Origin of the sequence: Acidovorax facilis, from assembly GCF_050626955.1 — a bacterium.
GTDB classification, from domain to species: domain Bacteria; phylum Pseudomonadota; class Gammaproteobacteria; order Burkholderiales; family Burkholderiaceae_C; genus Acidovorax; species Acidovorax facilis.
This window is the reverse complement of the sequence record NZ_CP192461.1, coordinates 44,005-64,219: the sequence shown is the minus strand read 5'-3', so window position 1 is coordinate 64,219 and position 20,215 is coordinate 44,005. Positions and strand designations below refer to the sequence as shown.

17 protein-coding genes and 1 pseudogene are annotated in these 20,215 nt (G+C 56.4%); 7 read left to right on the top strand and 11 right to left on the bottom strand.

The features are described 5' to 3' along the window. Positions 1-637: 637 nt before the first annotated feature. The 3 genes from ACQ4MJ_RS25635 to ACQ4MJ_RS25625 all read right to left on the bottom strand — a co-directional run bounded on the left by ACQ4MJ_RS25635 (position 638) and on the right by ACQ4MJ_RS25625 (position 5,028). On the bottom strand, positions 638-1,981 hold the full coding sequence (locus ACQ4MJ_RS25635; RefSeq protein WP_431153393.1) for a hypothetical protein: 1,344 nt from the start codon (positions 1,979-1,981) through the stop codon (positions 638-640). Positions 1,982-1,985: 4 nt separating this feature from the next. Further along, positions 1,986-3,869 carry an ATP-binding protein gene (locus ACQ4MJ_RS25630; RefSeq protein ID WP_431153394.1) on the bottom strand — a complete coding sequence of 628 codons (1,884 nt, stop codon included), beginning with the start codon at positions 3,867-3,869 and terminating at the stop codon, positions 1,986-1,988. A gap of 340 nt (positions 3,870-4,209) precedes the next feature. Beyond that, complete coding sequence (locus tag ACQ4MJ_RS25625; RefSeq protein WP_431153395.1) at positions 4,210-5,028, bottom strand: hypothetical protein; 819 nt, start codon at positions 5,026-5,028, stop codon at positions 4,210-4,212. Between the two features lie 38 nt (positions 5,029-5,066). On the opposite strand from ACQ4MJ_RS25625, the pseudogene ACQ4MJ_RS25620 reads away from it, so the two are divergent. From ACQ4MJ_RS25620 to ACQ4MJ_RS25610, 3 genes and pseudogenes are all read left to right on the top strand, one after another. Further along, a pseudogene (locus ACQ4MJ_RS25620) lies at positions 5,067-5,363 on the top strand (helix-turn-helix domain-containing protein); the annotation flags it as partial. A gap of 72 nt (positions 5,364-5,435) precedes the next feature. Beyond that, a complete protein-coding gene (locus ACQ4MJ_RS25615; protein ID WP_431173720.1) occupies positions 5,436-5,828 on the top strand; it encodes a tyrosine-type recombinase/integrase in 393 nt (130 codons plus the stop codon). After that, a complete protein-coding gene (locus ACQ4MJ_RS25610) occupies positions 5,825-6,991 on the top strand; it encodes an IS91 family transposase (RefSeq protein WP_431153397.1) in 1,167 nt (388 codons plus the stop codon). Before ACQ4MJ_RS25615 ends, ACQ4MJ_RS25610 begins: the two co-directional genes overlap by 4 nt. A 299-nt stretch (positions 6,992-7,290) precedes the next feature. On the opposite strand, the gene ACQ4MJ_RS25605 is transcribed toward ACQ4MJ_RS25610, so the two are convergent. Next, positions 7,291-7,845, bottom strand: coding sequence for a hypothetical protein (locus ACQ4MJ_RS25605; protein WP_431153398.1), 555 nt, complete (start codon positions 7,843-7,845; stop codon positions 7,291-7,293). 946 nt (positions 7,846-8,791) lie between these two features. On the opposite strand from ACQ4MJ_RS25605, the gene ACQ4MJ_RS25600 reads away from it, so the two are divergent. Then, on the top strand, positions 8,792-9,361 hold the full coding sequence (locus tag ACQ4MJ_RS25600; protein ID WP_431153399.1) for a DUF6998 domain-containing protein: 570 nt from the start codon (positions 8,792-8,794) through the stop codon (positions 9,359-9,361). A 196-nt stretch (positions 9,362-9,557) separates the two neighbouring features. Here the strand turns inward: ACQ4MJ_RS25600 and ACQ4MJ_RS25595 are convergent, their stop codons facing one another. From ACQ4MJ_RS25595 to ACQ4MJ_RS25580, 4 genes are all read right to left on the bottom strand, one after another. Continuing rightward, the gene (locus tag ACQ4MJ_RS25595; protein ID WP_431153400.1) at positions 9,558-10,379 is read right to left on the bottom strand and encodes a TIR domain-containing protein; all 822 of its coding nucleotides are present in this window, start codon (positions 10,377-10,379) and stop codon (positions 9,558-9,560) included. Beyond that, on the bottom strand, positions 10,376-12,151 hold the full coding sequence (locus ACQ4MJ_RS25590) for a hypothetical protein (protein ID WP_431153401.1): 1,776 nt from the start codon (positions 12,149-12,151) through the stop codon (positions 10,376-10,378). The genes ACQ4MJ_RS25595 and ACQ4MJ_RS25590 overlap by 4 nt, the downstream gene beginning before the upstream one ends. Positions 12,152-12,718: 567 nt before the next feature. After that, positions 12,719-12,937, bottom strand: coding sequence for a hypothetical protein (locus tag ACQ4MJ_RS25585; protein WP_431153402.1), 219 nt, complete (start codon positions 12,935-12,937; stop codon positions 12,719-12,721). Between the two features lie 26 nt (positions 12,938-12,963). Continuing rightward, entirely contained in the window at positions 12,964-13,140 is a 177-nt protein-coding gene (locus ACQ4MJ_RS25580) for a hypothetical protein (protein ID WP_431153403.1), read from the bottom strand. Between the two features lie 263 nt (positions 13,141-13,403). Here ACQ4MJ_RS25580 and ACQ4MJ_RS25575 point away from each other — a divergent pair, with 263 nt between their 5' ends. After that, positions 13,404-14,954 carry a hypothetical protein gene (locus ACQ4MJ_RS25575; RefSeq protein ID WP_431153404.1) on the top strand — a complete coding sequence of 517 codons (1,551 nt, stop codon included), beginning with the start codon at positions 13,404-13,406 and terminating at the stop codon, positions 14,952-14,954. Between the two features lie 308 nt (positions 14,955-15,262). On the opposite strand, the gene ACQ4MJ_RS25570 is transcribed toward ACQ4MJ_RS25575, so the two are convergent. After that, positions 15,263-16,600 (bottom strand): radical SAM protein, encoded by a 1,338-nt coding sequence (locus ACQ4MJ_RS25570; protein ID WP_431153405.1) that lies wholly within the window; start codon positions 16,598-16,600, stop codon positions 15,263-15,265. A gap of 156 nt (positions 16,601-16,756) precedes the next feature. After that, on the bottom strand, positions 16,757-17,056 hold the full coding sequence (locus ACQ4MJ_RS25565; RefSeq protein ID WP_431153406.1) for a hypothetical protein: 300 nt from the start codon (positions 17,054-17,056) through the stop codon (positions 16,757-16,759). Positions 17,057-17,120: 64 nt separating this feature from the next. On the opposite strand from ACQ4MJ_RS25565, the gene ACQ4MJ_RS25560 reads away from it, so the two are divergent. Continuing rightward, positions 17,121-17,987 carry a hypothetical protein gene (locus tag ACQ4MJ_RS25560; RefSeq protein WP_431153407.1) on the top strand — a complete coding sequence of 289 codons (867 nt, stop codon included), beginning with the start codon at positions 17,121-17,123 and terminating at the stop codon, positions 17,985-17,987. A gap of 80 nt (positions 17,988-18,067) precedes the next feature. Further along, positions 18,068-18,817 (top strand): GGDEF domain-containing protein, encoded by a 750-nt coding sequence (locus ACQ4MJ_RS25555; protein ID WP_431153408.1) that lies wholly within the window; start codon positions 18,068-18,070, stop codon positions 18,815-18,817. On the opposite strand, the gene ACQ4MJ_RS25550 is transcribed toward ACQ4MJ_RS25555, so the two are convergent. Continuing rightward, positions 18,741-20,021 carry a hypothetical protein gene (locus tag ACQ4MJ_RS25550; RefSeq protein WP_431153409.1) on the bottom strand — a complete coding sequence of 427 codons (1,281 nt, stop codon included), beginning with the start codon at positions 20,019-20,021 and terminating at the stop codon, positions 18,741-18,743. The two genes, ACQ4MJ_RS25555 and ACQ4MJ_RS25550, sit on opposite strands and share 77 nt — an antisense overlap. Positions 20,022-20,215: the final 194 nt, after the last annotated feature.

The window sequence follows — 20,215 nt, the reverse complement described above, 5'->3', positions numbered from 1 at the left end:
CCGACAAGAAACACCCCCCTCAATGGGCCAGTCCGCGACAAGACCCGCTGCTGCGGAACGCCACTCTACTTTCGTTGTTCCGCCATTCAACTTTAGATTTTGGCGCCCCGCGACTGTGAACGTGGGGAGCACCTCGTATCAACGCCAGCTAGCTGAGCGCCAGCGATAAAGGATTGAACTGGAAGTGAGCAATAACACACTGTTTATCGGACCACTGCGGTCGCATTTCAAGGTCAGCTACAGGCTGATCTCAGTCATTCAAAGTTCGGCTCCTGAACAGCAGCAACTGCGAACACCAGACATTGAGCGCCGCGTAGCCGCACCCTTTGGAATCGGCTGCTCGACTGCACGATTCAATGGGAACCGACTCGAATTTCTGTCGACTGCGACAAGGCTAATAGCGCTCCGATGTCGGCATATACGCCTATCTAAACGGATGGATGCAGCACGTACTTCAAGGGAGGATCGTTTCGCCCGCTCCCTGCGGAAAACCTTCCTGTTTGCGGAATACCGGATCTTTCAGCCTTTGCGCTAACAGCGCGAGTAAATGCTCGCTGTACGCGTCGTCGCAGACAAAGGTCTGGCCGAGGCATTGTCGGGGCGAATAGATAACAAGGCTGCGCTCGCGAAAAATATGTCAGACATCAAGTGCTTCCTCGCCTGCTTCTTCACTTTCCGCTCGGTGTTCGGCAGACTTCTTCGGTTTGATGGCAATAGCGACTGCCTTACCCGTTTCTAGGGTTGCTCGGATGACATCCTGAAGCACCATCGACTGACTGGGGGTCGTACCAACCCACGCCTTGGAAACCACGGTTGTAAATGCGGTGTTGTCGAAATGGCGCTTTGCGTTTTCGTAGGTGATCCGCAGACCACCCCTCGGCCCCTGGATGCCAGGGTCGTTCTCCAACAGCTTCCAATAATCCAGCGGCAGGTACATGCCGGGCACCAAGCCTACGTCATCCGGGTTGAATACAAGCCGGGAGCAGAGCTTGAGGAAGAACGGGTTTTCGGTCAGCCGGTAGCCGCCAATGTCGGTGTTGGGCGCACATGCCTTCAACGTGCCGAGCACGGCATCCATACGGTCGATTTCTTCTTTCAACTGCGCGTCGGGCAACCGATAGACGGCTTCGGCTGGCCTGTTGCGCCTATCTTCACGCTCCATCGCCTTGTACTGAACCATCACAAAGCTATGGTAGGTTTCGTTGAAGTAGATGAGATCGGTGCCGGTTTGCTCTTCGAGCGGAAGACGATTGGCAAGGATGACGGTGAGGCGTTCTGACGTTTCCTCCGACTCGAATACCGCTGCGCCATAGGGGTAGCTCTTGACTACCTCAAACCCCGGCAGGTTTTGCAGGTCGTTGACCACCATCGGGTCTTCGCGCAGCCGAACGCTGGGCAAGCCGTCCAGAAAGGAGACCGGCGTTTCATCCGAGGGCGCCCATTCCTGAACGGGGTCACGGCTAAGTCCTGCAATCGACAGCGCCGTCAGCACAGCTTCTTTCTGCTGTGCCAGGTTCTGCCTTGCCTTGTCGGGCAATCGCCGGATGCGGGCAGTTCTGGTTTCACTGAACCGATCCAGCAAGGTGCTGGCTTGGGGTGCAAGCTGTCGGAGAGTTTCGACAACAGCGGAGAAGCCTTTCTCGGTCAACAAGCCGCCCGACTGGAACCGCTTGCAGATGGATGCTGCGTTACGCTTCGGCAAGCGGTTGAGCAGCTTCCGAATTGATATTGGCTCCGAGAGTTCTTCAGCTTTGTCGATGTTCAATCGGCTCAAGCCTGTCCCGGCGCGCACGCCGCGACGACCCAGACCAATGTGCGTCAACTTCCCAGCATTAACCACAAAGCAAACCAGTGGTGCGGTTCGGCTGTGTTGAAAGTCAGCGACAGGCTCAGCAAACGTCCGCTCTTCGGCCACACATCCAAGGAATGTGTCCACTCGTTCTTTCGCGAGGAGTACGGCAAAGCCGTTTGCCTTGGCCATTTGACTAGCTGCCTGCCTGGCCGGTCGCCTGTTGTGCGGCGTATTCCCTCATGCCATTGCGCAAGATTTCGAGGAATGTGTGGTTTCTGCTTTCGGCATCTGCCACGATGGCATCAAATGACACGACGAAAGTCGGAGTCGGGACCACCGTTCCATCCGGTCGTTCGGTTCGAAATTCCTGGTAGTAAAGTTTCCCCATGGAGAACAGTGGTGCCCAGTTTTGCTGACGCAGCCGGGTTCCCATCGTGTCGCTGATCTGGATGACGGCGTAGTACCAGATTCTCTGGATATTGGGGCAATGCGACGCCAGTTTCACCGCACGATCAAGCAGTTGATTGATGGCATACTGATTTTCTTTTTCGTCGTCCGTTTTTTTCTTGATTTCGATGACGACCACGTCCACTGCGCTGGTATCTTTTGGATCGGCGGAGAAGATCATGGCAATGTCCGGCCTGCCCGCATCTTTCTCGCATTCCTCGTCGAGCCGTATGGCATTGACGACGGTATCCATCCGCTGCTCGCTCAAAATGGTACGAAACACCATGAACTTGTCATCCAGCAACCAGGCGTTGTTCTGGTAAACCTCCGAAGGCATGGCTTCTTTCGAGAATTCCTTGAATCTCGGGACGATGAGATTGTGTATTTCGGATTCGGCATTGTCGGCCGTCATTTCCTTCATGCGGCCGATGATCTTGTCGCGGTACAAGATGTATTCGGTCAACGTGCGCGATGACAACTCCAGAGATTTCTCATATGCTGCTTCGGTCAGTGTCTCGCATTGCAGCACCTGCTTCTGAGCGCGGAAGAATTTCTGCTGCGCTATATCCAGAGCATCATCACGATCAATCAAGCCAACGGTATCGTTTTCGAAGTAGCCAAGAAGATGTGGGAATTGCTCCTCAAATTTTCCCTTTACCTCTTCATTCTTCTCCGTGATCTTCGGAATTTTTTCTGCCAACACCTTGCCAACTTCCCGGCGCAAGACGCGATAAAGACGCGCCTCTTGGAGGCCTTCCGGCAGTATTAGCTTTTGACGCGAACTGTCAGCATTGGAGTGAAACATCTCCGACTCAAACAGGAACACACCCATGTGCCCAGGTGGGAAAGACGATGTCGGTATCAAGTTAACTGGAATCGTCCGACCATCAATACTGAAGGCAACAAGTAGGCTTCCTTTTCCCGACACCGGTTCGACGTGGTAGTACATGTCAATGGTCGAAAACGCATCCAGAGAATCATCCTGGAAGGTTATCTTTGTCATTGAAGGCAAGTCATCGGCTGTAATGAGCGTTTCGTGTGGAAAAAACTCTTTTTGTGCGTTGCTTTCTATGGTCTTCAGCTTGATCGAAATGTTGAATACTGCGCCATCACGCTTGCGCGCATCCAGTGTCGGCAGGAATTGCTCAATCAAGAGTAGTTTGAGTGCGTCGGGCTTCAAATCGTCATAGGATTTGATGCGATCTTTTGCAAAACCATTGAATGCCAGCGTTGTTTTGGCTGGCTGCTCATCTTGCAAATTTTCGAGTGGTGCATTGCCATCGAAACCATCTTTAAAGATAAAGCTCCTGCGCCATTTATCGCGGGTGCTGGTGACCTCTACCCGACTGAAGTAGTTGAGGAATACCAGGCGCCCAATGCCTTTGTGGAACTTGTCCCTGGGTCTTAATAGCTTCCTGAAACGTTCGAAATTTTCGTCTGTGAACCCATCGCCATTGTCTGAAACCGCGATTTTTAGCGTGTTCGGCTTATCGAACGCCTGTACATCAATATCGATGGACACTTCGGTCGCACCCGCATCCAGCGCATTGGCTAGCGCCTCGAAATAAACCAAGGTCAACGATGGGTTGGGGAAAAAAAGCCTGATGGCCCCAGCGGTTTCAATATCCAATGCTTTCCTCCGTTGGGTCCGTCACTCGATCACAAAGCCCCGCATGGTGACATCATTGCCTTTGCTACGGTGGCTAAACAGAGTCGAGGTAAGCGCTGCCGAATCAACGTCTTCGCCGCATTCCGTAGCATGCATAAAGGTATTGCGCAGCTTGCGCACTCGACCGAGTGTATCGTGCAAAGAACAGCTTGGCTGCAAGGGGTCGGAACGCATGTAAAGCCGGCTTCGCAGAAGACCGCCCCAGGGTGGGAGCCGTCTGTCTTAGCTCACTACAGGAAGGGTTGCTTCGATCATTTGCGGTCGTCGCCCTTGGCCCCCTCGACCTGCTGGCTGCCAGCCATTAGTTGGAGCAGAAGATCCGCATAGCAACGTTCGCTCTCGCTGCCGACGTTTGAAGCGCTCCCAGGAAGTACACCATCTGCAGAGATAGGGGTGTTGGGCCGCTTGGGCGGGTGAGCTGCCTTACGAGCTCTGCTTTGCTGAGGGTGCGGCCCGCGAAGATCCAGATTTCCTTGGCGTATTGAGCAGATTGGATTCCGCGCTTGATCTCGTTCCATGTGGTCGCGAGGTCAGGGGTCGCAGATTTCAGTAGGCGATGAGGAACTTGCTGGTGATCATCTGTGGACCATGGCGATTGCCACCAGGCGGTTCGGTCCATAAGTCGTGCGCCTCGGGCCATAAATGCGAGGGATGCCATGGCTTGCCGGCCAACGATCTGCATGGCGCTGACGCTCATCTGGCGGTTGTTGACCTTTGCGTGAATGAAGACCACGCGCCTTGGCGATTCACCCATGCACATGAAATCTGCCTGCTCCTGGCCGCCGTCGTCACACACCAGCGTAGCAAACGTATTGATTTCCTGAGAGAGCGTCGGATCCAAGGTACGCAGCGGCCGCTTTTTGGCCGTCGAAGGCGCGCCATGTTCTGAGAGACCGAACTCCGCGAACATGCCGCCGAATACCGAGTGCGCCACCCATTGCGCCGCCGTTCCTCCCCCCTTCTCAGATGTGACCCGCTCAAGCCATGGTGAAGGCGTCAGCATCTCCAGAGGTGACCCTTCCTCACGGCCTTGGACAATGGCGACGATGTCCAGTCCCGTACGATAGAACAACCGTTTATTGAGACTTCCGTAAATGATGACAACCGCAGAGCTGCTCATGCGTTGTACAGATACTGAAAGGGTATCGGGCACAAGACATGGTGACAAAGCGATTGGACGAGGCGGTTCGCAAGCGATTGCAAGCAGGCCGAATGTTGCTGGCAGGAAAGACACCGGCGCAAGCGGCACAAGCGGTGGGTGTGGCACGGCAAACCGCGTACACGTGGAAGGCGGTGCTCGATGAAGGTGGCATGCACGCCCTGCGGGCAATGCCCACGCGGGGCCGACCGGCGCGCTTGAATGAGCAGCAGCTGCAATCGCTGGGACGTGCGCTCCTGCAAAAACCGACGGAGCACGGCTTTGGCACCGAACTGTGGACGCTCAAGCGCGTGGGTGCGCAACGCCAAGGGCAACCGCGACCGCCTGGTGCCCCTGCCTGAGGCCACGCTGGCACTGCTGCGTCGCTTCTGGGCCTGCCACCGCCACCCCACGCTGCTGTTCCCCAACCGCGCCGCCGGGCTCTCCGGGGCCCACCGCGCCAGCAGCCCGCTGGACCGCGGCGGCGTGCAGCGCACCCTCGCGCGCGTCACCCGCGAACTCGGCCTCAAAAAAAGATTTCTCCCCACAGCCTGCGCCACAGCTACGCCACGCACCTAATCGAGGCCGGGGTCGATCTGCTGCAGGTGCAACAGATCCTGGGCCACCACAGCATCCTGACCACCGCGCGTTACACCCACCTCACCAGCCACACCGCTGACGCTTGCAGCGAGCGCCTGAACGCATTGATGAATGGTTACCGGATTGGCTGGCCATCGGCAACGAGTGCAGCAAAGGGAGCGCAGCCAGGAGCGCAGCCATGATGCGCCTGGCCGAGCTGATCAAACAGTTCGAGCCCGAGCTGCTGCAGCGCTACGCCCATCGGCTGCTGCCCAGCCACCGCCAGGCATTGAGCGCGCTGGGCACCTGCCGCACCCGCTTTGCGCCCCACATGCTCGCGGCCTGCGCGGGCTGCCACACCCAGGCCTGCCTGCCGCACTCCTGCGGCCCCCGCGCCTGCCCGCACTGCCAACACTTTGAGAGCCAGGCGTGGCTGCAGCGCCAACTCAAAGCCCTGGTGCCCGCCACCTACTTCCTCGTCACCTTCACGCTGCCCGCCCAGCTTCGCACCCTGGCCTGGTCGCACCAGCGTGTGGTCTACGAGGCTTTGATGGGCGCCGCCTGGGACACCCTCAACACCTTCAGCCAGAACGACCCCAAGCTCGCGGGCACGCCCGGCGCACTGGCGGTGCTGCACACGCACAACCGCCAACTCGGGTTCCATCCGCATGTGCATGTGTGTATGCCCGCAGCAGCGCTCAACGCCAAAGAGCGGCTGTGGCGCTCCAAGGTGGAGCTGGGCAAGACGCCGGGCAGCGCACAGCCCGCACGCGGTGGCTACCTGTTCAGCCACAAGGCGCTGGGCAAGGTGTTTGCGGCCAAGGTGCGTGCGGCGCTGGCTGAGGCAGGTCTCACGCTGCCGCCTGACGTGCCCGAGCGCTGGGTGGTGGACTGCAAGGCCGTGGGCGACGGGCAGGCCGCGCTGCGCTACCTGGGCCGCTACCTGTACCGGGGCGTGATCTCGGAGCGCGACATCTTGCGCTGCAAAGACGGCATGGTTGCTTTCCGGTATCGCGATGCCCAGAGCGGCAAGTCCGCCACCCGCACGCTGCCAGGGGCCGACTTCATGTGGTTGCTGTTGCAACACGTCTTGCCCAAAGGCTTTGTGCGGGCCAGAAACTTCGGCTTTCTGCACCACAACAATCGGCGCAGCTTGCGCCTGTTGCAGGTGTTGCACCTGAGGCCATCGGCGCCGCCGTCACCACCACCGACAACATCGCCACCCCGGCCGGTCTGGCGCTGCGCTTGCGGTGGGGCCATGGTGATTCTGCGCCGGCGCTTGCGACCTGATGCGATGCCAGCCTGCGCCGCACCTCAGACCGAGCGGCCCGACAAGGCCGATCCGGTGGAGGCATCAAAGCACTGAAACGGTTTGCACCCGCTGCTCGCGAACCCGGTCTGAGCCGCTGCGCCCAGCCGCTGGATGGGCTCGCTCTTCAACAGGTCATCAGACAGATCGGCTGCCTGGAGCGAGGGAGAAAGTGAAAGCTTGCAGCCAGCACGCGCTGCAAAACCATCGGCAGGCCACCAAGGTCTGCCCACCGCACCCCGGTCCATCGGATCAATCTACAGGGGCGCAACTTCCCACTTCAGCTTCCACCACCGGGCTTGTCCAACAAACGGATCAGATCGCGGCTTCGCGCGATCTATCCTTACTCGTTATGCCTACAGCGGCTTTGCAAACTCAGAAGAAACTTTAAAGCCTGTTTGAGTTATGCAGTACTGGAGGCGTTGGAATAGCACCTGAACGCGCTTAAGTTGGTTGGATAGATCACGAATGTACGACGCAGAGTAACCATGAATCTCTGCGCCAGAGCCGCTATTTTGCTTGGCTCTGAATCTTATTGTTGCCGCGTATAGTTCTTGATCTGCGGGGCCGTTTCCGAGATTCCATGAAGAGTGGAGCAATATATTTCTTTTCTCTGTTATTTCTTTGAAATCTTTCAGGAGAGCTTTAACGCAACTTCTGTCTTCTTCATCCTGTGTAGGCAATTCGCAGTAAAGTGCACCCAAGAGAATTTGCAATTCCGCCGCAGCTTTATCGCCAACAATTACTTGCTCAATTCCTTGATTTTTTAAACCTTGGGATCGCAGAGAAAACATAATTAAATACCGCATTGCATCGCAAACACGCTCAAAGGCAAGAACAAATTTCCCAAGCTCCATAGTGAACTCTTCGGCTTGGCTTTGGTGTTTTTCATCAGCGAATTCTTTGAACATGGCGATGTAACCTTACAAGGCATAACGTAATGCATTCCGCAAAACCTGCGGGATAAACTGGACCGTGCGGGATATTCTGGACACTGATTTCTCCTGGGAGTGGCTTGCAGCATAGGTTTACAAGGAACGACCTACTCAAACGTCCAGTTATAAAAATTCCGTGAAACCCGGCATGCGTCAACTCGGCAAACTATAGCTTGCCGTAGGCAGACAACGAAATTTCCAACGGCCGCGTGCAGCAATTCAAAGGCAGCTTCCGGGCGGCGCTTCTGAACGGCGGCTCAGGGTCGATCGCAGCCATACGCGAGACCTCGGCAGGATGCGACGCAGTCGCGCTTCTGCTCATAGCCCGCTCCTCACTCCTTCATGGGCGCACAAACTGCATTTTCCGCACCAACGAAAGTACAGTGTCGCAACCCTCTAAAGATCGATGGCGCATCGCACGCGAAGCAGAGAAAAATCAATGCTTTACCGCTGCTGCGGGCCGAATGCTGGCCGTCATTCCGCAGCTGCGGAACTGCGGAACGCTGCAGAACGCCATTCAACTTTAGATTTTGGTATCCCGCGACCGTGAACCTGGGGAGCACCTCGTATCAATGCCATCTAGCTGAGTGCCAGCGATAAAGGATTGAACTGGAAGTGAGCAGTAACACACTTTTCATCCAACCACTGCGGTCGCATTTCAAGGTCAGCTACAGGCTGGTTGCGGAAGTTCGACACCTGCGAGCTAGACATCTGCACGAAAGCTGATAGCAGTCATTCGCGACCGGTTCGGCTTAGACAAGCGTACCGACGTTTAGACGTTACCCTCCCGAACCTATGGGCTTATCTGACGCAACGTGACATTCGCCCCTTACCTCTGCTATACCCACTCCGTTTGCCGATTCACAACGCGAACTGCGGACCGACGCCGCAACAATCGAGCGAGCAAGGAGCGCGAAACAGAATGAGCGATTGGGATTTTCTTCACGACATGCACGACCGTGGGTACAGCGCCGACGACATAGCGGATGCTGCGGCTTGCGGCTATGCACCTTGGGAAGCGAAGTACATCGACCTGCAGTGGGCCGAGGAGCAACTTGAGGGCGAGCCAGAGGACACCGCCGCCTCGATTCAACCTGTACGAAGCAGGGAAGGCTTTCCTTTCAGCATCCTGAAGCAGAAGGAAATCTTCCAAGACTTGGTCGAATGCGCGACGCGCCATTTCGACAACACTGGCCGATACCTCCAGGTCTGGGGCGAACTCGGCGAAATCTACGCGGAGATCAAGTTTGGGCTTCGCCGCCATGCGACCCACGCCCCCGGCTCGGACGGAACGATTGACGGCAAGCGTGTTGAGGTGAAGACTATCTCCCCCGAGAAGACCAGCGATCACGTCCTGGTCAAGACCCAGGGCAACTTTGAGAAGCTGCTGATCGTCCGCATTGATCGGGAGTTCCAGTTCCAAGGCAAGCTCATCGACCGCAGCGAGCTTTCGGGCGGCGCGGGCAAGTACCTCAAAGCGCGGCTTCCCTGACGTTCTATTGGGTGTGGGCCGCATTAAGGTCATGTCCTATCTGCTGTATCCGGCGGGTCGAAGGCTGACTTCGTGCCACTGCTGCGCCTTAGGTAGTCGGCAGGTGCTAAGTACCCGAATCGGATTAGCGAAGCCCACTTGGTGGGTCTTTTTTTAAGGCCGTTTGCTCGGCTGAGTCCATTCGGTGTTGAAGGCTCTAGCCCCACCACTTTATGGTGTAGCCGCAGGCCTTCAACTCCTTCGACACTTCGGTCTTCCAACCACCGAATTGGTCGAGTCCAACGTACACAACGCCACTGATGTCGTTGGGCGTTTCTATCTCGCCCTTGACCAGCGCGCATACGTTCTCTCGACCAAGCTTCGCCATCAGGTACCCATGCTCGAACACAACATTCTGACGAGCTCGGTTCTTAGGAGGAATTTTTGATTCGTGGACACCGCGCCCGTGGTCGCACGCGGTGTAGAGGACCAGGGCAAAGTCCGCATCATTGGTGTAGCGCTCAATCTTCTCAATGATCGTCATGCCTGAACTCGCCTGTTCATGCAGGATGATCGGCTCAAGCCCTAGGTCCGAAACGAAGCGTGCCACTTCCTGCTTTGCTTCGTTATCGCGGCCATGCACGATGAAGACTTTTCGCTTGTTCCGCGTGACGGGCGCGGCTACCGGTAAAGAACCTGGGGATCGCATGAACACTGGCGTAGCAACGTGTTTGGGTGCTGCCGTCTGCTGTCCAAACTCCAAGGAGTCCAGCAAGGGGGTGAACTCATTCGAAATGTACGTTCGCCGCTCTGCGTAGGTCTTGAATTTTGGCTGGATGAAATTCCAAAAAGAACTCAAGTCGCGATTTGTCCGGACAAATGGCGGAACCAAGTGTGCGGTATCAGACAAGGACAAAAGCTCCTGCCTGAGGGTGGCATATTCATTATTGTCCGCATTTCCGCCGGTAGCGTGGGAGCTCAGCAACGTGGCCAAATAATTGGCCTTCTCAAATGGGGTGTCCAGGAATTCTATGCTCATGGTTTATTGTCGCTGAGATCTTTCGACTGGCCGAACATAAACTTCCCGACGTACCAAATTGCTCTTCCAAAGTTGTTGAGCAACTGCTCGCCCTGCCTGAGATACGAAAGGCTTTGGTCAATACCGGCAAGCTTGATGGCGTCTGCTACCTTTGAGCCGGTTGGATGTGCGTCTCCCACGCGCATGTCGTAGGCACCTGCAATCTCTGCAAATACTTCACGCGCCGTATCGGGGCCGACCGTTTGCGCGAGCACGTCTTGGAGAAGCTTGTTCGAGCCAAGTTTTTCTTTGTCCGCATGAGTCGCAATTTTGCGAAGCTCGCGGACATTGAGGCGGTCCGAGAACACGCGGACAAGCTCTTTGGCCAGCCTCAGCAGCGAAGCCTGATCCCTGCTCATGAACCTAGACACGTTTTGCATCGACGCAGCGTCATCGATATCGTGAGTGAACAGGGATATTCCATAAACCTTGCGAAAATTATCCTCCAGCTGACGCATCGTCCCAAACAGCATTTCTTCGACGGCATGCGTATCTGCCGGTTCAGCCTTGACTTGCGAAGCCAGCAATTCGATCGAAACCTTCCCTTCCGGCGCTACGTTATGCGCGGCCCAAAGATGCTGCTCCCATGGATAAAGCTTGGCAATGTCGTAGGCGTATACAGTAATCAAGTCAGCGGAATTAATTCCGAAATGGGTCTTGTATCCAGACGTTGACTTGATACTGCCTGTTTCTGCCGTGTACCAGTGCAACGTGAAGCCTCTATTGCTTAAAAGTTCGTTGACCACGCTGGATCGGAACCACAGCCAGCGGCCAATGTCCTCGTTATCCAGCTTGGCGGAGGGCATGCGCGTACCGTCAGTCTCCACGATGAATTGAGGAAGGTTCGTGTCTTCATCTCCACGAACTCGAATGCTTCGCGATTGGTGGTCGATCCATTCGTCTCGCCAGAATTCGCCTTCAACTCGAATACCTTTATAGCCGCCACGTTCGCCTTGCGACTGTTCATGGCTAGTGTTTCCGTCGTTGTCCGGTCCCATTACGGGCGCGTCTTCTTCCTCATCAACGTCATTTCGCCACATACGAAACATAGCCCAAGTACCACCGAATACTTTGTTGACTTCGCGAATTAGAAGTTCAAATCGTCCGCCGTCGCGTTCTTCCTTGTGCTCTTTTAGATTTGCATACTCGCTCTTTTCAAGCGCGGGTACGTTTTCCACTCTTTGCCGGTAATAGGAGAGGCGCAGCGATAGGTTCCTGGCTGCCAAGTAATCAAGTAGAAACTCACGCTTGATTTCGATCAGGGTATGTTCGTTGTCCTTGCCGAGGACTTCACGTGCAACGACAACGAAGTTTTCTTTTGGCCTTACCCAGTTCGTCCCTTCCTTTATAAGGCCGAGCGCCACGACTAGATCGGGATTCAAGATCCATTGCCTGCCGCCGACTACGGGTTGCGGGTGTTCAAAGACAAGGTTGACGCCGATGGGCTCCTTGTCGTTGTATTGGTATTGGTCGATGGATGCGTAGCCGTCCTTGTAGGCATACGGCTCCACGGTGTGGCCGATGCCCAAGTCGCCCCAGCCTAAGCGCTCCTCAACGAATGCCCGCTGCTCTGGCGGAAACGCAGCAGACCCTAATCCAAAGTATTCGCTGGAGTGGACTGCTTCTCTAACGTCACCCTTTTCGTCTTTCACGGATGCCCTCAAGGGCACCCAGGTTGCGGTTGAGAACAGGCGGCGAGTTTCTTTTTTCTGGAGAATCCACTCTTCGTTCATTTCTGGTGTTGCATCGTGGTGCGTGTGTGTCTGGGTCCACCATTCTGCCGCGCGGCCGCGGCGTGTGATTCCTCCCTGTTATGGACACTCCGTCGCGTGACTCTAGTCGCTTACTCGTCGCGCGCGCATGCACCGGGCGGCGAGCATGTTGGTTGCGGCCTGTATTCGGCTTGACTCGAATATGTTTGGATTGCTCGAACCGGTCTGGTACATATGTAGGCTCCAGATCTCTGCCGCGTAGTTCCTACGCTCGCCAGTCCTGGCTGGTTCACGTTGCTCCAGACGGGCGCAGCCGCCTGCCGCGTGGACTCCGGAGTGGAATCATGCTCCTAGCATGCTTCGTCAGAGGGACCGCAACGTAGTGATCGAGAACATGAGACATCGCTCAGTTCCCAGACCCTAACCTTCTCGGTCAGTGTGCCCGGCTTATGAGGTTGTGGCTTCGCGAACGTCCGACGAGGTCGATGTTGCCGTCATTCGCGGCCGCATCACTGTAAGACCGCAATCGCTGCAAAGCTGCCAACCAGATCACAGCAGAATCGCCGCACACTCTCACCCTGCAGCAACTCAAAACGTAGCAGGCGACTCCACCAGCTCCACAGGCCCGGGCCCCTCATACAGCACTACACCCGAGTGCTTCACCCTCACCCGCCAGACCTCGCCCTCCAGCGTGACCGCATAGGCATCCGCCTCCAGCGGCAGCACTGTTTCCGTCGGGAACACACCATCGGCTCCGCCCGCTGGCGCGCACATCGTCGGGTAGTTCCAGGGCGAGTTAATCGGCATGGGGTGTCCTCAGTGGACCTACACCCTCACACCAGCCGCACTTCAAAGTACGCCCCCTCCCCTTCGCCCAGATCCCGGAACCCCGCCTGCTTGGCTGCCGCACTGGCCTTGCCCCAGGCTTTGAGCAAAGTGAGATCGCCAGGCGACACCACCTCGGGCGGCGACTCTTCCAGGCTGTGCATGGTGTCCAGGGCGGCAGCCACCTGTTCGGGGTCTCCGAGCTGCTTCTCTGCGTATTCCGGACATTCGTGAACAGGTAGTCCACCTCCACCTAACCACCTAAGCCGGCATCGTGATCGGCTGGAATCGACCCTGAACGCACCTGTGCCATCATGGTCTCGTTGCCTCGAAGCCGTCACTCAAATCTGCCGTCCGGCGCCTCGCGGCTTCACCGTAAATATGGCTCCTAGCAAACTTGCACCAGACGAACTGGTGCGACCTTAAACCGTTAGATCGGAGGAATCCGTTGGTTGAAAGCCTCAGCGCGCACGATGTGCTCAGTTCGGCCTCGACAGAGCAAGCACTTTTGGACAGGATCGCCCTGCAGGAGAAGCAGGCCTTCGACAGGCTGTCGCGCTTTGAACCAACATCGTCCACGCTTGCGTGGTTGGACAACCTGCGCACGATCGAAGAATGCATCAATCTGCAAACAGTGCATTGGAACGACAATGACTTCAGCTCACGCCTGTTTGGGATGCCCGTTGCAGGTCTTGTTCATGATCTCGCGCCGTTGATGGAGTTGCACACCCGCCTCACCGAGCGGTTCTCTATACCCTTCGCCAACCGGTTCCGGCAGCTGATGCTGCAGGCGAGTTCAATGGCGACTTCGTTTATTTCCCAAGGCATGGGTGAGGTGGCCGATGCAATGCACAACCTCGCCTCTTTGATTGGCTATCTGCAGTCGCGTCGCCGCCACTTTGTAGCGCTACTGCATGTACTGCCCACAGCATGCCGTGGCAACGTCCGCATCGGCCCCCTGGAGGCCTTGACCGTGATGCTGCCCATCGTGGAGTTCACGGGAATCCCGATGATGAGCGCGCACGGCGGACTGATGGCGAGACTGGCGCGTGAAAGTCTCGGTTTACCCGTCAAGAGCGGCGTGGAGATACCGATGCTGGATGCTGGCTTCCTAGAGCCGGAGCGATCTCGGATTGACGAGCTTCGTTGGTCGGACGCAGGCTACAAGCACTTCTATGCCATGCGCGAGCCTTTGCGGCCAGACCGGCTGTTCTCGGCCGCGGAGTTGCGCAACGACATCGTGACGATCGAGGCCGCCTATGCGGAGTTCGACCTCACCGGTAGTGACTTCGCGATCGCCGCAGGGCTCGTCCGCAGGCTGTCGCGGCAGTGCGTCGTACGCGACTTCTGGGTGGAGATCGCACCCGACGTGTTCGAGTTGATGTTGGGCGCGGCCAAGGCCCCCGCAGCGTTGCGCGCGGCGCTCGTGCGCCCGGCTTCGAGTTACATGGAAGGGTTGTCCAGCTATGCGCCGTTCGTGCAGGTGGACGGCATGCTGCGCACCACGGTCACCCTGCTGAGTCGCTTCATCTACAAGTGGCGTGTTCGCACACTGGACAGCCGCAAGAGGTACCAGATTCGCACGGGCTTCATCTTCGAAACCGTGGTGAAAGACAGACTGACCGAGCAAGGGTTCGTGGTCCAAGACATCAAGCGCATCAACCGACGTGAGTTCGATGTGGTCACCGTTTTGGAAGGCGTCGTCTGGAATGTTCAATGCAAAAACAACTTCGTGGACCTGGCCGCCGTCGATTCCGACGCCCGACGGTTTGCCCGCTACAACCGTGCACTCGTCAAGGCCTACGAGAAGGCCCTTAACAAGGAGCGCCTACGAGAGCATCTGCTTCAAGCCAGGCTCTCAATCGACAACGTCCAACACATGGTGGTTGCGCGCTTTCCGGTAGTGAGCGAAGACCCCCGCATCGTCCCCTTCAGCCGGATCGACGAATTTGTGTCGCGAGCACGAGCGTTGCTGGCGCAGACCGCTACTAGAGGGTAAGGCGGGATAAAGCCAGTTTGACCCATAAGCCTTTCGGTTATGTGAAATCGTTCCTTTATTCAAAATAGAAACTCAATTGGTCACCTGTAGTGTTTCCAGCGGTTCTACAGTGGCGCATCTCTCTAAAGATCAATGGCGCATAGCTTGCTAGTGACGTGAGAAATCAACGACTTATCTGTGCCGCGCGCCGCGTCTTTAAGGGCGTTCCGCAGCTATGGCCCCGAGGCGCAACCGGGAAGTTGAACAAGGAGTGTTGCGAAGCGCCATTGAGCGTTCGGGAGAGTCGTCAGTAGCTACACTGAAAAGCCTCAGCAAGTTAGCCACTGCTTTGTGCCGATCTGGCCAATTTCGCCCGCAAGCAACGACAGCAGCAAGTTGTCCTTCAACAGTTGCCGAGTGATAGCGCAGCGATAGGTATAGCCAGGAGCCCAGGGATCTCCGTTTGCTACAGCGGTCTTGGCATAGCAGTCACCTGCACAGTTGAACTTTGCTACGCAGCCTTTGCACTTCTCGATTTCAAGTGGATTGAGCTTTCCAAGCTTGTCGATGCGCTCGCTACTCACATCAAATCTCTGGCTCGCTTCATTCCATCCGCCATACTGAAATAGCTCCGCCCGCGGGTCCGTAGGTTGCAATACCTCGTTGCATGAAGTGACAATGCCGCGAGCGGTCACAAGAAAATTCTTAGCGCTTGTTGTTCCACAGAAGGCAAGTTTAGTTGTCGTATCCGCGCCAGAGTAATATATTTCGATTCCATACATCGCCGCAACTTGCTTAGCTTTTCGATAAGCACCGATGAAATCGTCGGCATCTGGATGCTGAATGTCCGTAGCTATTGAGGTTACGGGCGTAACGTCGAAAATTGGCTCAAGTTGGATATTTTTGCACTTCGTTGTACGCCCTATGAATTCAATGAACTCAGAAAGACTCAGCAAGGCCTCTCGCGATACGGTCGATCGCACGTGATATTCCTTCCCCAGGTGATCAAACGCCTTCATCGTGCGAAGAACTTTATCAAACGATCCTTTCCCATTTGGTAATACTCTGTACTTGTCATGCACATCAGCTAGGCCATCCAGCGAAAATGTAATTCCTGTGCAAACTTCTGACAGGTATTCAACGCGACTTGCAGGGAAAACACCGTTTGTACTCAGCTCCACGTATGGCGATAGCCCTCTGACTTTGCATTCCGATCGGAAATAGTCAATAGCCCAGCGGAATTCACGCCAGCTTGCGGTAGCCTCTCCCTCGCCGAGGAAATTTATTGACGGATCTTCGCCCAGCCTTTCGGCATTAGAAATCACAAGATCAATGGCCGCCTTGGCAATTGATCTTGGGATATCAATATCGTCGAGCCTCCCCCCCTCTGCATAACAGTACGTACATCGAAGCGTGCATTTTTGCGTCGTTGAGAACGTAACATGTACAGGCTTCCAGCGTTCTGATGCCTTGTCGAATATTGTTCGATCGGGCGTGCTGGGCCTAAAAAGACCTTGCCTGTCGAAGAATGAGAGTGTTTGATCTCGATCAATTGCTTCTCGATCAATCTCAGAACTAAATATTTTCCTGAGCCGCTCCGCTACAGATACTGAGACCAAGGTAATGATCCCCTTAAGGGGCGCATAAAGCAAAAAGGCATCAAGCATCGGAACCAGAAATACTTCACGGCCATTGTCAATGGACTCAGACAGAAGACGAGAAGAGTGCGAATTCGTCCTCGACCTTATGGGTATGACACGGGATGGCTCTCTGAGCACTTCAACTGGAGCTAAATTGTGACTCATGGTCGAATCCTCCAGCCTTTATATGAGATCAGATTGCAGCTTAGCGACAATATCCTGGAAATCCTTTATCGTCTTTATCTTTGAAGCATCAAATGTCTTAATTAAGTCTTTGTACTTTGAATTGAGCAATAGATCATCTGGCGGAATAATCTGCGACTGCGATTTGCCATCACATTTGCACTTGTATTCACAACAACCTTCCTTCTTACAACCGCATGCTTCATTGCATCCGCAATTTTCTGTGCATGCCGCAGTGATCATTGGATCCTGCAGCAGCTTCGTGAAAGCAACGATGTCCTCATCAGATAGCTTGCTCATTTCTTTCTCCAGTTAGATTGCGAAGTCAGTTAATGAAGAATAACCATCCAGCCCGGCTGCTGAATTGGCCGGCCACGATCTGCACCTGCATTTAGGAGATTGTCAAGAATGTGAATTAATCGGTGGACGCGGCACCTCGGAGAAAACTGCAGAGAGAGTCTTCAACATCACGCCTGCGCAGGTTGCTTTGCTGCTCGTCCTCGGTCGTTATGCTCCATGGTCCCTCCGGTACCTGTCGCGTGCACTACGAATCGACTGCCCGCCGATGTTTATGCAGGAACCCTCCGCGGATGTCAACAAATCCATGGCAGCCGATGCGCACCCCTTATCGCCATCCTTTGGGCGAACGCCAGCCCATGGCACTCCATTGGCCGCCAGCGATACGTTCGAACCACACACCCTGCACATGGAAATCTTGTCGACGCTTCAGGCTACAAAGCCGCGGTGGTGGACGCCAGTCACCGGACATGCTCTGAGCATCCGAACAGCACTCGGAATGCTAGCCATCGCCTGCATCCTTCCGATCTCTGTCGGGGCAGTCCTTCTTTTCGTGAGCTACTACGAACGCCAGCGGGAGCAGCTCACCAACACAGCCATCGACCGTGCGCGTGGCGTCGTTTTTGCCGTCGACCGGGAGTTTGCTGCAACCCAGTCAGCCCTCATCGCGCTGGGCACTTCGCATCGGCTGGCCACGGGTGACCTGGCCGGGTTTCACAAACGCGCAGTGGAAGTTCTGTCGAGCTTGCGTGCGGACAGCATCCTGGTCCTCGACACGTCCGGCCAAATTGTTCTCTCGACCCACCTGCCATATGGGGAGCCTCTTCCCAAGGTGAAAAACCCATTGCTTCTGCAGCGCATTCTCGCGACAGGAAAGCCCGCCGTTTCGGACTTGTTCGTCGGCCCAATCAGCAACCCGCGCATATTCAACTAGGTGTTGGCCTGTGGCTGGCCTGGTTTGTCGGAGGGAGGATTGCCCGATCCATCACCGCCCTCACCCAGCCAGCAAACGACTTGGTCACCGGCAACCGGCTGGTGATTCCTCCCCTGCACTTCACGGAGGCCGAGGCCATGCGACAGGCGCTTCTGCAGGCCTCGGCGTCACTTCGCCAGTCCCAGTACGACGCCAACCACGATAGCCTCACCGGCCTACCCAACCGGAACCTCTTCTATCACTTTGTCGCGCAGCAACTCGCGCTATACCGGCGAAACACCGGGGAGTTCTGCATTCTCTTCATCGACCTCGATGGGTTCAAGGCCGTGAACGACACGTATGGCCACGCAGCAGGCGACCAGCTCTTGCGTGACGTTTCGATCCGCATCGGCGAGACGTGCAGGGCCTCCGACATTGCGGCAAGACTGGGCGGCGACGAGTTTGCCCTCGCGCTGGCCTACACCGGGCTGGATCAGGCCCGAACCCTCGCCAGCCGGTTGTTGGAGCAGCTCTCCGCGCCCTACCCGATCGGCACAGTCAGGGCCACGATCACTGCAAGCATCGGCATCTCTCATTTTCCGGGAACCGCCAACGACGTCGACACTTTGATGCGAAAGGCAGATCACGCCATGTACAGTGCGAAAGCGGCCGGGAAGCGCTGCGTGGTCTGGTCACAGCGAGCTAGACCGCTGAGTTCCAAACTCGTGCCAACGATGGACCGGCCAGCAGCTCGGCAGCCGCTGACCAGCTACATCATTTCTTCTGGCGGGATTCAGCCAGCATGTTCATTGCCGTTTCGAGCGTTGCCGCAATACTCCGGGCCGCCGTAACAATCTCTGCCATCACCGGCTCGGGGTTACCTGGCTCAACGATTTCGAACCGGGCTGGGACACTTTGGCGCGCAGCCGCCCCGGGCACTGGACTGCCAGGCGCCGCTCCAATTTGGCCTGACGCCGCGGCACTCCCGGCGCCCTGCGGTGCCGATCGCGAGCCAGCCGCTGCTCCTGGCCCAGTAGGCAACGCACGCTGCCGCCCTTCAACCTTTGCATCCGTCGCCTCCATCTTGGTTGGAGCACTCGCAGAGCCTCCAATCGCCTGGCCGCTGGCCGCCGCCGCATTCGCAGGGGGAGGAGGTGTCTCGGAGGACGACGAGCCGCCCGCGCTCGCCTGAGCCGCGGCACTGACGAGTTCATTCATGGCCTCGCCCGCACCCGCACCCACTTCCGTCTGCGACCGACGGGTTCTACCGCGCGCCGTGGGAAGCTGACGAATCACAAATTCGTCGAACTTCCCTCGCACCTGGCTGCCCCAGGAATGCCCGTGCTGCTGCAAAGCATTACTCAGCATTTCCACGTCACTGAGGAACATACGGCGACGAGCACTGAGCCAGCCGTTTAGCATCCATAACTCGATGCCAAGCCAGGAAGTGATCTCGGGCTTGAGGCCAGGCCTTGACGAGATCTCCTTCGAAAGCCATGCCGCAAACAGGTCGTAGCGATCTTCTACGCCGCGGCTGGGGCCCGCAGCTCGCTGGTCGGCGTTCGCAGCTACAGAAGACGGCGCAGCGGGAGCGCTGCCCTGCTGGCTCAGCCCACCACCTGAGGTGGCGCCCATTTCGTTCACGTCAGATTGGACTCGGAGTGCGGTCATTGTGGTCTCCCTCATTGGGTTGTGCGTCTCGTCTTCATCTTCAGCCTGGAAAGACTTGATCCGTTCGACAAAGGTGTCATCAAGTACAGCTCCGACCGTATCAAACCAACTGGGCGCCTGGATCATTCTGCCCATGTGCTCTGCCAGCTGGTCATCAATCACTTCCTCCTGTGCCAAGATCCGCTCCGCGCGGTCCTTCGAGACATGGGCCTTTGTTGCCGTCAACAGCACGTCAGAACCTAAAGCGAGATGAAGCAGCTTAAAGTTCTGGTATCTCGTCAAAAAGATGCCGCGCGGCGCCACTGCATCGGGCCGGCCAGCCCTGACCATCTGGGCACTTTTCCCATGCCCTTGGTGTCGCTGACCACTGGTCCACGCCTTCATGATTGCTCCTGCTCGAATCAAAATATATCGAGGTACTAAGTTTGCTTATTTGTTAATTATGCCAGCTTTGGACGACTGCACCAATACGGAAACCACCTACCAAATTGCTACCGACGTCGACAAGTGACCAAACAGGTATGGTTTCGACGCTGCCTCGCCCCCTATCGAACCTGCTCACGCCGATCATCCGTGCG